The following is an 11,535-nucleotide window of genomic DNA, read 5'->3' as shown; positions in this document are numbered from 1 at the left end:
CGTTCTTAGGCAAGGCAAGCCTTACTTAGGCTTACCTTTTCGTCAAACTTTTGTGCCCTAATTCACGAGGTGTGACAGGGCGAAAGGCATTGACTGGAACCGGCGGGTCGGCGTGGGGTAGCTTGCCCGGCTTGCCTGGGCGGCGCAGGCGGACGGCGGCGTCTGCGCGACATTCTGCTCGATCACCCGAAGAGAAGCACGGCCGAGCCCCGGAAACTCGCGGGCCGGCGTACAGGCTCGCGGAGGTGATCCAGCAGAATGCATCAGAAGAAACCGAGACCGCTTGGGTTCAGCTGTAACAGCACACCGGCATCGGGCCACCAAGTCGTCGAGGACCCTGACCATTTACTCCTGGTTTCGGTATGCGATCAGGTGGCTCCGCCCAACTCGCTGAATCGCATCCTGTAGGCGCTGGGAGACAGTCCGGTGTGCCGTTTGATGAGGGTGCGCAGGTTTACTGCGGTTCCGAGGCCTGAACGGTGAGCTACCTCGTCCATGGTTGCCGGGGTACATTCCAGGATGCGAAGGGCCAGCTGGACGCGTTCCGCAGTGAGCCACGCCAGGGGCGTTGTGCCGAGTTCGTCTCGGAAACGCCGGTGCACGGTGGCGGGGCTGACGTTGGCGTGGCGGGCGAGGTCGGTGACGCCGGTGGTGAGCTCCAGGCGGCGTCTGGCCCATTCCAGGGTTGCGGAGAGCGGCACGTGCCGGGATTCAGGGAGCGCCTTGTCGATGAACTGCTGCTGACCGCCCTCCCGGAAGCCGGCGAAGACGAGGCGCCGGCTGACGCTGTTGGCGATCTCTGCCCCGTGATCGATTCGCACGATGTGCAGGGAGAGGTCCAGCGCTGCCGCGCTGCCAGCGGAGGTGAGGATGTCGCCGTCGTCGACGTACAGTTCGTTCAGCCGGAGCTCGACGTCGGGGTGCAGTTGCCGGAATTGCTCAGCGAGCTGCCAATGAACGGCAGCGGGGCGTCCGTGCAGCAGCCCTGCTTCGGCAAGGGTGAACGCTCCGGTACAGAGGCCGACGAGCCGGGCTCCCCGTCGGTGGGCACGTCGGAGGGCGGCCAGGACCTCCGTGTGGCTGGGCGTGCCGGGGAAGGGGCGGTTAGGAACCACGATGGTGTCCGCCGCCTCAAGGGCCGAGAGATCGGCAGCCCCGGTGACGGTGAATAGACCGTCCCGCATCAGGGTCGACGGCTGAGCGCTCACCACCTGGGTTTCATAGAGTTCGAATCCGAACTGTTCCCGGCGACGGGTGCCGAATACTTCGCAGGCGCAGGCGAACTCAAAGGGGTTGGATCCCTGGTCCACGAGGATCGCGACCGAACGCGACTGAGAGGATTCTTTCGGCACATGCTATTCATAGCACTCACAGGGGCGAAGGTGACCCAGAAGACTTGAACCATGAGTAAGCACAATGTCTTCGATGAGGCAGCCGAGCTGCAGGAATACTGGTCACAGAAGGTCCTCGGCCAAGCCAACGGGAACCTGTTCAAAGTCGCCAAGGGTATCGGGGCAGTGAACTGGCACAGCCACGACGACCAGGACGAGACATTCCTGCTGCTCGAAGGGAACCTCACCGTTCAGTTGCGCGACCGGGATGTCGACCTTCGCCCCGGGGACTTGTTCACCGTGCCACGAGGCGTCGAACACGCCCCGATCGCCACGGAGGAGGCCCGGTTCCTCATCGTCGGACCGGCCGTCACCTCGAATGCGGCGGGTGGGAAGCCCGAATGGAGCTACCGTGACGGCAATGGGTATCAGGGGGAACCACCAGCCGCGGGCAGGTCCTGAAGGGAAACACAGAGGCATGACCGCTCTGAGCTATACCGATATCCGGCGCTGCCTCGCGGATCGAGGGCCGGGTCCGGCGCGTGCCGTTGGCGCAGCGGGCCAGGGCGGGGTTGGCGCTGCGCTTTGTTCCTTACGCTACGCCTTGTTCCTGACGCTACGGGAATTCGGGCGTCGCCAGGGAAGAGGCGCGTCGATGGGCAACGAGAGCATCGGCAGGTAACCAGTGCGTCGATGGGCAACGGCAGCGGCGCCAGGATCCCGGCCGTCGATGGAACCAGCCGTGTAGAGTCCACAGCAACGCGCTTGGGCCGCCGTGGCCGGGCGAACGGCAGGCATCACAGGGGGAAACGATGCAGGACGGACCCAACGCGAGCGCAAGCTTCCGGGAAATCGACGAGCACGGAAATGCGGTGCTTCATCATCCCGCTGCGGCTCCGGACGAAATCCGGAAGATCCGCTTCAACCCGTTTATCGTGGCGCTCTGGATCCTCAACGCCGCCCTTGTGCTGTTCGTGGGATGGATCATGAACGCGAGCTTGGGACCGACCTTCTACGGCGGCCTTGTGGAGGGACCGGCCAACGGCCCGCTCTTCGTCGTTCTCATGAACTCCCTGCCGCAGATGCTGCCGCTCCCGTTGCTGACCACCGTGGCCCTGCTGTTCTGGCACTCATGGCAATGGCAGAAGCGCCGGGGACACCTGCCCTGAACAGCGGAACACCCCTACTCGTTGCCCGGCTCTCCGACGGGCGGCTCGGCCGGCCAGTCGACGTCGAGGTCATAACCTTCGTGCTGGCGCAGGAAGGCGGCGATGTACGGGCAATGCGGGATGATGCGCTTTCCGGAGGCCAACACGTCGTCCAGGGCGAACCGCGCCAGCACCTTCGCCAGGCCGCGTCCCCGGAATTTTTCCCTGGTCTCCGTGTGCATGAAATCGATATGGCCGGGCCGGTCCATGAACTGCGACATGACCGCCAGTTCACCGTTCACCAGGAGCTCGTAACGGTGGAATTTGTCGTTGCGGACGGTGGTGACGTCACCGTGGAAAGACTCTGCCAGGGAATCCGTGAACTCGGTCATGACTCGACATTGGCACGTATCCCGCGCGGGTGCAACGGTGTTCGGTGGGCCGCCGGCGCCGGCTCCACCACGCGCCCCAGCAGCAGCACCGCAAGCATGAAGCACGCCGCACCCCCGCCCAGCAGACCGACCGTGAGCCCGTTCAGCGCGGCGTCCAGCATGGGGATGAAAACCACGACGCCGGCCGTCACCACCGCGGCAGGCGCGCGGCCCCGCGCGTGGACCGCCGCCGTCGGGCGTTCTTCAAGCCTGCCACACAGCAGCAGGACCGGCAGCAGCAGCACAATGACGGCGAGCAGCACCAGCGGCCGCGCCCACCACCACTCGGCGGTGCCGGCAGCGGGCTTGGGGAAATCGGTGAGCAGCAGCAGGCCGGACATTCCAACGAGGAGAGGCAGGTGCCAGAGGTAGATGGTCATGGAGCGGCTGCCGGCTACCGCAACCATCCGGAGCACCCAGCGGACCCGGGCCAGCCAGGCGATCGCCGGACGGATCAGCTGCAGGGTGGCCGCTTGCGAAAGCCCCAGCAGCAGCATGCAGAGGTTGGGCGGGTTCAGGTTCACGATCATGTTCCCGGAATACACTCCCGCGCCGGTGATCAGCCCGAGCAACAGGTTGCTTCCCGCCACCAGCCCCACCAGCCATCCGCTGCTGCGGCCCGCGAGGAAACCGTCGGCGATGAAGAACCCGAACTGCTGCACCGCACACCAGACGAACAACATGTTGAGCGAGGCGAGAATGGGGAACGCGCCGCGCAGGCAGTCCACCGCGATCACCGCGGCCACGAGGGCCGAAAGCGTGAGCCACGGTGCACGGCCATGCAGCCTGGCCAGCAGCGGGACGCTCAGCTGGGAGGCGAGGTAGGCGGCGAGGAACCACAAAGGCATTCCCGCCCCCATGGTCATGAGCTGGACGACCTGCGGGTGGACCCCCAGGAGCTGCGCGGAAAACAGCCCCACGAACATCACAGCAAGCAGCGCAGTAGCAGGCCGGACAAGGCGAAGGAGCCGCAGTTGCGCGTAGTCCACGCCGGTTCCGCCGCGGGCCTGCAGCCGCCGCCAGGACTCCAGACCGGTGATCCCGCCCAGAACGAAGAACAACGGCATGACCTGCAGCACCCAGAGCACGGGTTCGAACCAGCGTTGCTCCATCAAGGTGTTTTCCCAGGCCACCGTGCCGTCGGCGTGCAGCACGGTGCTGACCATCATGCAGTGCGAGAGGACCACCAGGGTGAGGCAAAAGAAGCGGGCGATATCGATGACCGGGTCGCGCCGCGCTCCGCTGGCGGCCTGCCCGGCAACTGCCTTGTCATGGCCCAACAATCCCATCGCGCCCCCTGCGGCTGATGTTCCCTGCTGGCTCCATTGTCCGCCGAGTTGGCAGATAACGGCAGTGGTGCCGCGCGGGACTGCCGTTAAGTGCCAACCCGGCAGTATCAGCCGAGTGCGACCGCCAGGATGCCGAGCACGACGGCGAGGAGCGGCGTCGTGCCCTGGAGCACCGCGGGACGGAGGTACTTCCGCCCGCTGGCCGCCAGGACCAGCGACGCCAGCAGCATGGAACCGCAGGCGCTGAAGACCAGGGTCCAGCCGATCTCCGGGCGCCCGCCGGCCACGAATCCGATCCCGGCGAGCGCGCCCACGGCCAGGAACAGGTTGTAGAAGCCCTGGTTGAAGGCCATGGGCCTGGTGGTTTCGGCGTCGGCCTGGGTGGCGACGCCGAAACGCTTCCAGGTTGCCGGGCGGGTCCAGGTGATGGATTCCATGCTGAAGATGTACACGTGGAGGAGGCCGGCGAGCAGCGCGAATACCAAGGATGCGACGGTCATGGACCGATCCTAGCCGCGCCACCCACCGGCCCCGCGCCGCACGCGCCCACCCCGTTCAGGACCGCCGAAGCAGTCTCTCCCGCTCCCGCGGATCCACGGCGGCAGCCGCCGCTGCCATCGCCATGCCGAACGCGGCGTCGAGCACTGCCCGGTCCGCCGAGGCGGTGGCTCCGTGCGCGGCGAACTCCGCGGTGTGGTGCGCCGCGCCGCCCACCTCGTAGCCCACCAGCGGATGGATGCTCGGCACCAGCAATGAAACGTTGCCCATGTCCGTGGACGCCACCGGGGCGGGGTCGAATGCGACGTCCCGGCCACGGAGCACCATGGCTTCCCGGTAGGCCTCGGACAGGTAGCGGTCCTGCCGCAGTTCGGCGTAGGGGTTGCCCGACGGCGTCACGGTCAGGGAAGCGCGGCTGGCCAACGCCCCGGCTTCGAGGCAACGGCGGACCCGGTCCTCGATCACGCGCAGGGTGGCGATGTCCGGGGCGCGCATTTCCACATTCGCCCGGGCCCGCTCCGGGATGACGTTGACCGCGCTTCCGCCTTCGGTGACGATCACCGAGACGATGGCTCCGGCGGGGAGCTGTTGCCTGGCCAGCGCGAGGGCGGTCTGCGCCACCACCACGGCGTCCAGGGCGTTGATGCCTTCCTCCGGTGCGGCGGCAGCATGGGCGGGCCGGCCCTCGTAGAGCACCTCCCACATGCACATCGCCAGGGAGCTCCCGCCCACCACGTCCGCGGCGGCGGCGTGGGCCATCATGGCCAGCGAGACGTCGTCGAAGAAGCCTTCCTCGATCATCGCCACCTTGCCGCCCACGCTTTCCTCCGCCGGGGTCCCGAGCACTTTGACGGTGATGCCGAGGTTATCGGCGACGGCGGCGAGCGCCAGGGCGGCGCCTACCGCGCCGGCGGCGTTCACGTTGTGCCCGCAGGCGTGGCCGATGTCCGGCAGGGCGTCGTACTCGACGCACAGGCCCACCACCAGGCTGCCGCTGCCGTACCGGGCACTGAACGCGGTGGGAAGCGAGGGCTGGACGGCGTCGAAGGCGAAACCCGCGGTGCCGAGCAGTGCCCGGACGCGTTTGGCCGCCCGGAACTCCTCCCCGCTGAGCTCGGGGTCCGCGTGGATCGCGTGGCTCAGGCCGAGGATGTCGGCTTCCCAGCGGTCCAAGGCGGATTCCAGTTGGTGCTGCACGGCCGCCGGGGCCGCAAGGGCTGCGTTGCTCATGCCGGCTCCTTCACCTTCGGGTAACGGGCCGAGGCCACCGAGGCGAGCAGCGCGGCCACTGCGAGCGCACCCCAGATGGCGAAGAGCCCGCCCTCGCTGATCCGCCCGCCGTCGGCGGTGCTTGAGGAGATCAGCTTCACGACGGCGGCGCCCACCGCGATCCCGACCGACAGTGCCAGCTCGTTCAGGCCGGCCGCCGTCGAGGTTTCCTCCATGGGGACGCCCTCCACGGACAGGGCCCGGGTGCCGGCCTGGTACATGCCCAGGCTGAGGTTGAACAGGGCGAAGCCGGCGCAGTATCCGGCCAGGGAACCATGGGCGAGGGCCATGACGGCGAAACCGCCGGCCAGCAGCACGCCGGCGGACACCAGCGTTGCCCGTTCGCCGAAGCGGCGCAGCACGCGGGCGGTCAGGAGCGAGGACACGAGGGACAACACGGAGCCCAGGGCCAGGATGATGGCGATGTTGAAGGAGCTCATGGCGAAGCCGTAGCCGGTCTTTTCCGGGTGGGCGTGCAGGAAGATGCCGTTGGTGCCGAAGTAGCTGATGGAGGCGAAGCCGAAGAAGAAGGTTGCCAGGGAAACCGTGCGGATGCGGGGATTGGCAAGCATGCGCAGGTCCATGAAGCGCCGGGTTGCGCCGGCTGCCGGCCGCCGGGAGTCGATCCTGGCCCAGACGACGAGCAGTGCAAGCCCGAGCAGTCCGGCAAGCAGGGTACGGGCATCGACCCAGCCCCATTCCGGGCCCATGGACAGCGCCACCACGAAGCCGATCAGACCCAGCGAGCAAGCCATCAGCGGCACCACCGCGAGGCCTTCGCGGGTGGGGGTTCCGGCGTCGGGCAGGAGGAAGGAGGCAACAAGGCCGACGACGGCGAACGGCACGGCCACCCAGAGGCCGAGGGTCGGCTGGGAGGCGCCGATGATCCCGGCCAGGAGCCCGCCGGCACCGAAGGTGATCATGAGGACGCCGATCATTACGCTGACGCCGGTGCGGGTGTGGGCGGGGCTGCTGACGCGTAGGATGCCCATCATCAGCGGGATGAAGCCCACCACGCAGGTCAGCAGGACGACGCCGGCCGTCACCGTCCACAGGGAAGGCCAGAACGCCATCATGAAAGCACCCAGGGCCACCACCACGGTGGAGCAGCGCAGCACCAGCCGGTAGCCGTAGCTGTCGCCGAGGCGGGAAATGATCGGGGTGAGGACGGCGAAGCTGACGTTGGAGATCAGGAAGATGCCGTTGATGGTGGGGTCGTCGATGGCGAACACCGGGCCCAGGGCGGGCAGGATCGGATTCAGGTAGCCCTGTGTGACGCCGCTGAGGGATTCGACCAGGGCCATTGCCAGGATCATGCCGAGGACGGCCTTGCGGGTGACGTCCGCCGTCGCCGACGGCGCTGTCGTGGGCGGCACTGTCTTGCTTGCCATATGCTTCCTTGGGGTTCGGGGCGCCCGGAGTGGCGCGAGTCACAACATTATTCAGCCCCTCACGCACCGGCGGATTATTGATGAAAACCTCCATCAGTGGCGCAAATTTGAAAGAATCTCCCATGATCTCCGAGTTGGATCTTGAAGTCGTCAACGCCCTCCAGATCAATCCGCGGGCCGACTGGTCGCGGGTGGCGGACGTCCTGGACCTGTCCGGGCCCACCGTGGCCCGGCGCTGGGGTGCGCTGTCCGGGCAGGGCCTGGCCTGGATCACGCCGTCTCCCGGCCCGCGTTACCTCAGCGCCGGCTGGTCCGCGTTCATCAACCTTTCCTCGGTGCCGGAGCAGCACGGGGCCCTGATCGAACGGCTGTGCGCCGAGCCGGCGTTCGGCACCGTGTCGCTGGTGTCCGGGCCTCACGATTTGTTCGTGGACTGCTTTGCCTCCAGCCACGAGGAACTGATGGCGATCGTGACCGGCTCTTTCGCAGACCTGCCCGGCGTCACCCGGCGCGAGGTGGTGTTCGTGACCCAGCTGTACCGGCAGGCTTCAGATTGGCGCAGCGGCACCCTGGAACCGGCGCGGGCCAGGCTCATGGCCAAGGAATCCACGCCCGCGCCTCCGGCCTACTCCCCCGACACGCTGGACGCCGCACTGCTGGAAGCCCTGGCCAGGGACGGCCGGGCCAGCTGGGCGGAGCTTGGCGCCGCGTGCCGGGTCTCCGCCCAGACAGCGCGCCGGCGGGTGGAACGTTTCCTCGCCGCCGGCTACATCACCATGCGCTGCGACACCGCAGCCGCGGTGCAGCAGAACCTGCGCGAAGTGAGCCTGGTCCTCAACGTTCCGGCCACGCAGGTGGACGACGTCGGCCGCTACTTCGCCGCGCTGCCCAGCTGCCGGCTGAGCGCCCAGGTTCTGGGTGCCCAGAACCTCGTTGTCACGTTCTGGGTGCGGGACTACCTGGAAATCCAGGCCCACGAACGCGAGCTCGCTGCCCGCGCACCGGGCAGCACGGCGATCTCCCGGCAAGCGGTGGTGCGCACCTACAAGAGGCTGGGGCATGTGCTGGATGAAACCGGCCGCAGCACGGATGTGGTCCCGCTGCCGCTCTGGCGGGAAGGCCGGTAGCGGGGGCATTCCGGAGTTCCAGAATGAAGCCCGCGTAATGCAGCCCGAAGAATTGGCGTTCAGAGTTTAATGGGTGGAGTCGGTGGCAACGAGGCCACTGGCACCAGCAGAACGAGAACCAGGATTCCCATGATTCCCGCAGCGCCCGTCCGCCATTCCCTTGCCGCAGCCGTCCCGCAGGACCGATCGCACCTTTCCGATACAACGCCCGACGCCGGCACCCGCCTTCCGGGCCACCTCAACGGAGCCGGGACTCCCGGCCGGGAAGTGCCCAGCAGCGCATGGCGGCTGCGCGTGGACACGTGGGAATACCTGGGTTACGCGGTCAAGCAGGCTGCCGCCGTCGGGCATGGCTCCGGAACGGAAAGCTCCCGCAACGGGCAGCTGCACGCCGAAGCTGCACGGCTGCTGCCGATGCTGGAGGCCGTGGAAATGTATTGGGCCGCTCCCGGGCAGGGCTATGTGGCGGAGCTGCGTCAAAGCCTGGAACAGCGCGACTACACCACGGCGCTGGCGCTGATCGAACCGGTGACGCGGCGGCTGTCCCGGCACGGTCAGGCCGCCCCCGAAACAGCTGCGGACCCGGAACGGGAATCAGAGCAGCCCGAGGGCCCGGCCGATGCGCGCCGGCGCTTCGAGGTACTGGTCATCGACGACATGTCCGAGACAGAACGCGAGGCCATGCGGGCCGACCTGCTGGCCCAGCGCCGCCCGGCAGACGAGTTCGTCTACGAGCCGGTGTTCGTGCCCAGCTTCGAGGACGCCCTGGTGGCAGTGCTCCTCAACCCTGACATCCAGGCCTGCGTGCTGCGGCCCGGTTTCGTGGCGCGCAGCCGGCAGCGGCTGAGCAGGGACCTGCGTGCCTTCCTGGAAGGCTTTGTGGGCGGCGAGGTGCCCGTCCGGCCCATGGACCGGATCCTGATGCTCGCGGAGAAGCTCGGGGAACTGCGCCCTGAGCTGGACCTTTACCTCGTGGCCGGGGTGTCCATCGAGGAACTGGCGGGTTCCCTCACCCGCCGTTTCCGCCGCCTGTTCCGGCGCCAGGACGGCTTGGAACTGCACCTCTCGCTGCTGGGCGGCGCAGCGGCTCGCTACGAGGCGCCGTTCTTCCACGCCGTGCAGCAGTACAGCCGCAAGCCCGCCGGCGTTTTCCACGCCCTGCCCGTTTCGCGCGGCGGCTCGGTGGTCAATTCCAAGTGGATCGATGACCTGGGCGAGTTCTACGGGCTGAACCTGCTGCTGGCCGAAACTTCGGCGACCTCCGGGGGGCTGGACTCCCTGCTGGACCCGCATGGCTCATTGAAGAAGGCCCAGGCGCTGGCGGCGCGGGCCTACGGGGCGCAGAAATCCCTCTTCGTCACCAACGGAACGTCCACGGCCAACAAGATCGTGCACCAGTCGATCGTGGCACCCGGGGACGTGGTGCTGGTGGACCGGAACTGCCACAAGTCCCACCACTACGCCCTGATGCTGGCCGGTGCGCAGGTGGCTTACCTGGATGCCTACCCGCTGGATGAATTCTCCTTCTACGGCGCGGTGCCGCTGGAGAGCATCAAGCGCATGCTCCTGGACTACCGGCGGGCCGGGCGGCTGCATGAGGTGAAGATGCTGGCGCTGACCAACTGCACCTTCGACGGGATCGTCTACGACGTGGAACGCGTCATGGAGGAGTGCCTGGCCATCAAACCGGACCTGGTGTTCCTCTGGGATGAGGCCTGGTTCGCCTTCGCGGGATTCCACCACATCTACCGCCGCCGCACCGCGATGGCCGCCTCGCAGAAGCTCGAAAAGCAGTTCCGCGACCGCGGCTACGCCCGCCGGTACGCCGAACAGCTGCGGCGCCTTGACGCCGTCGACGGCCTTGACAACGTGAGCGACGAGCAGTTGCTGCAGACCCGGCTCATCCCGGACCCGGCGAAGGCACGGCTGCGGGTCTACGCCACCCAGTCCACGCACAAGACCCTCACCTCGCTCCGGCAGGGTTCGATGATCCACATCCACGACCAGGATTTCGGGCAGCTGAACGCCGAGAGCTTCCACGAGGCGTACATGACGCACACCTCCACCTCGCCGAACTACCAGATCCTGGCCTCGCTGGACATGGGCCGCCGGCAGGTGGAGTTCGAAGGCTACGAGCTGGTGCAGCGGCAGGCGGACCTCGCGGTCAGCATCGCGCAGGCCGTGGCGCGGCACCCCCTGCTGAAGAAGTACTTCCGGATCCTGGGCACCCGTGACCTGGTCCCGGCGAAGTACCGCGAAACGCAGCGGCAGATGCCCCTGCGCGACGGCCTGGCCGCGATGGCCGAGTCCTGGCGGCGGGACGAGTTCGTGGTGGACCCCAGCCGGCTGACCCTGCACATCGGACTTTCGGGCGTGGATGGCGACACCTTCAAGCACGAGTACCTGATGGACAGGTACGGGATCCAGGTCAACAAGACTTCGCGGAACAGCGTGCTGTTCATGACCAACATCGGCACTTCACGCAGTGCCGTGGCGTACTTGGTGGAAGTGCTGGTGAAGCTCGCCGAATCCTTCGAAGACGAGCAGGCGGCCATGAGCGGCCTCGGCCGGAAGGCCCATGAAGCCCGCGTGGCCGCGCTGACCAGTTCACCGCCGCCGCTGCCGGACTTCAGCCGCTTCGCCGAGCGTTTCCGGGTGGATTCGCTGACTTCCGACGGCAACATGCGGGACGCCTACTTCGAGACGTACAAGCCGGGAGCCACGGAGTACCTGTCCGTGGCCGAGCTGGAGCGCCGGGTGGCGGCCGGCGAGGAACTGGTCTCGGCGTCGTTCGTCACGCCCTACCCGCCCGGCTTCCCGGTACTGGTGCCGGGCCAGGTGATCACGGCCGAAACCCTGGCCTTCATGTCGGTCCTGGACACCCGGGAAATCCACGGCTTCAACGCGGAGCTGGGCTTCCGGGTGCTGACCGGGTAACGGGGCTCGCGAATCATCATTTTTCCGAAGCTTTATTCTTCAGTTCTCATCGCTTTTTCTTAAGTCACGTTCCCCCGATACTGGACGGGACTTAGTAGGGCGTCACAGCGGCGT

10 protein-coding genes are annotated in these 11,535 nt (G+C 67.2%); 4 read left to right on the top strand and 6 right to left on the bottom strand.

Features of this window, described 5'->3' with window-relative positions; translation table 11 throughout:
• Positions 1-368: 368 nt before the first annotated feature.
• A complete protein-coding gene (locus ACNQPB_RS06465) occupies positions 369-1,352 on the bottom strand; it encodes a GlxA family transcriptional regulator (protein ID WP_498750120.1) in 984 nt (327 codons plus the stop codon).
• Between the two features lie 51 nt (positions 1,353-1,403).
• Here ACNQPB_RS06465 and ACNQPB_RS06460 point away from each other — a divergent pair, with 51 nt between their 5' ends.
• Both ACNQPB_RS06460 and ACNQPB_RS06455 read left to right on the top strand, forming a co-directional pair.
• On the top strand, positions 1,404-1,793 hold the full coding sequence (locus tag ACNQPB_RS06460) for a cupin domain-containing protein (RefSeq protein WP_498750118.1): 390 nt from the start codon (positions 1,404-1,406) through the stop codon (positions 1,791-1,793).
• 350 nt (positions 1,794-2,143) lie between these two features.
• Positions 2,144-2,500: a hypothetical protein gene (locus tag ACNQPB_RS06455; RefSeq protein WP_498750116.1), complete on the top strand. Its 357-nt coding sequence runs from the start codon at positions 2,144-2,146 to the stop codon at positions 2,498-2,500.
• Between the two features lie 14 nt (positions 2,501-2,514).
• Here the strand turns inward: ACNQPB_RS06455 and ACNQPB_RS06450 are convergent, their stop codons facing one another.
• The 5 genes from ACNQPB_RS06450 to ACNQPB_RS06430 all read right to left on the bottom strand — a co-directional run bounded on the left by ACNQPB_RS06450 (position 2,515) and on the right by ACNQPB_RS06430 (position 7,357).
• Positions 2,515-2,871 carry a GNAT family N-acetyltransferase gene (locus tag ACNQPB_RS06450; protein ID WP_498750114.1) on the bottom strand — a complete coding sequence of 119 codons (357 nt, stop codon included), beginning with the start codon at positions 2,869-2,871 and terminating at the stop codon, positions 2,515-2,517.
• A complete protein-coding gene (locus tag ACNQPB_RS06445) occupies positions 2,868-4,199 on the bottom strand; it encodes an acyltransferase family protein (protein WP_498750112.1) in 1,332 nt (443 codons plus the stop codon). The genes ACNQPB_RS06450 and ACNQPB_RS06445 overlap by 4 nt, the downstream gene beginning before the upstream one ends.
• 107 nt (positions 4,200-4,306) lie before the next feature.
• Positions 4,307-4,699 (bottom strand): DUF1304 domain-containing protein, encoded by a 393-nt coding sequence (locus ACNQPB_RS06440; protein ID WP_498750110.1) that lies wholly within the window; start codon positions 4,697-4,699, stop codon positions 4,307-4,309.
• A gap of 55 nt (positions 4,700-4,754) precedes the next feature.
• Complete coding sequence (locus ACNQPB_RS06435) at positions 4,755-5,927, bottom strand: amidohydrolase (protein WP_498750108.1); 1,173 nt, start codon at positions 5,925-5,927, stop codon at positions 4,755-4,757.
• The gene (locus ACNQPB_RS06430) at positions 5,924-7,357 is read right to left on the bottom strand and encodes an MFS transporter (RefSeq protein WP_498750107.1); all 1,434 of its coding nucleotides are present in this window, start codon (positions 7,355-7,357) and stop codon (positions 5,924-5,926) included. Before ACNQPB_RS06430 ends, ACNQPB_RS06435 begins: the two co-directional genes overlap by 4 nt.
• Before the next feature lie 122 nt (positions 7,358-7,479).
• On the opposite strand from ACNQPB_RS06430, the gene ACNQPB_RS06425 reads away from it, so the two are divergent.
• The gene (locus ACNQPB_RS06425) at positions 7,480-8,484 is read left to right on the top strand and encodes an Lrp/AsnC family transcriptional regulator (protein WP_498750105.1); all 1,005 of its coding nucleotides are present in this window, start codon (positions 7,480-7,482) and stop codon (positions 8,482-8,484) included.
• A gap of 129 nt (positions 8,485-8,613) precedes the next feature.
• Positions 8,614-11,421 carry an aminotransferase class I/II-fold pyridoxal phosphate-dependent enzyme gene (locus ACNQPB_RS06420; RefSeq protein WP_498750103.1) on the top strand — a complete coding sequence of 936 codons (2,808 nt, stop codon included), beginning with the start codon at positions 8,614-8,616 and terminating at the stop codon, positions 11,419-11,421.
• Positions 11,422-11,535 lie beyond the last annotated feature (114 nt).

The sequence above is a fragment of the Curtobacterium sp. LFS079 genome, from assembly GCF_047977865.1.
Classification (GTDB): Bacteria; Actinomycetota; Actinomycetes; order Actinomycetales; family Micrococcaceae; genus Arthrobacter.
Note: the sequence above shows the minus strand (reverse complement) of the source record. Positions and strands in the feature narration are given on the sequence as shown.

Excerpts from the sequence above, each read along its gene's own strand:
- ACNQPB_RS06450 (WP_498750114.1), bottom strand. The coding sequence starts at position 2,871 with ATGACCGAGTTCACGGATTCCCTGGCAGAGTCTTTCCACGGTGACGTC.
- ACNQPB_RS06425 (WP_498750105.1), top strand. The coding sequence starts at position 7,480 with ATGATCTCCGAGTTGGATCTTGAAGTCGTCAACGCCCTCCAGATCAAT.
- ACNQPB_RS06440 (WP_498750110.1), bottom strand. The coding sequence starts at position 4,699 with ATGACCGTCGCATCCTTGGTATTCGCGCTGCTCGCCGGCCTCCTCCAC.
- ACNQPB_RS06420 (WP_498750103.1), top strand. The coding sequence starts at position 8,614 with ATGATTCCCGCAGCGCCCGTCCGCCATTCCCTTGCCGCAGCCGTCCCG.
- ACNQPB_RS06460 (WP_498750118.1), top strand. The coding sequence starts at position 1,404 with ATGAGTAAGCACAATGTCTTCGATGAGGCAGCCGAGCTGCAGGAATAC.
- ACNQPB_RS06445 (WP_498750112.1), bottom strand. The coding sequence starts at position 4,199 with ATGGGATTGTTGGGCCATGACAAGGCAGTTGCCGGGCAGGCCGCCAGC.
- ACNQPB_RS06435 (WP_498750108.1), bottom strand. The coding sequence starts at position 5,927 with ATGAGCAACGCAGCCCTTGCGGCCCCGGCGGCCGTGCAGCACCAACTG.
- ACNQPB_RS06455 (WP_498750116.1), top strand. The coding sequence starts at position 2,144 with ATGCAGGACGGACCCAACGCGAGCGCAAGCTTCCGGGAAATCGACGAG.
- ACNQPB_RS06430 (WP_498750107.1), bottom strand. The coding sequence starts at position 7,357 with ATGGCAAGCAAGACAGTGCCGCCCACGACAGCGCCGTCGGCGACGGCG.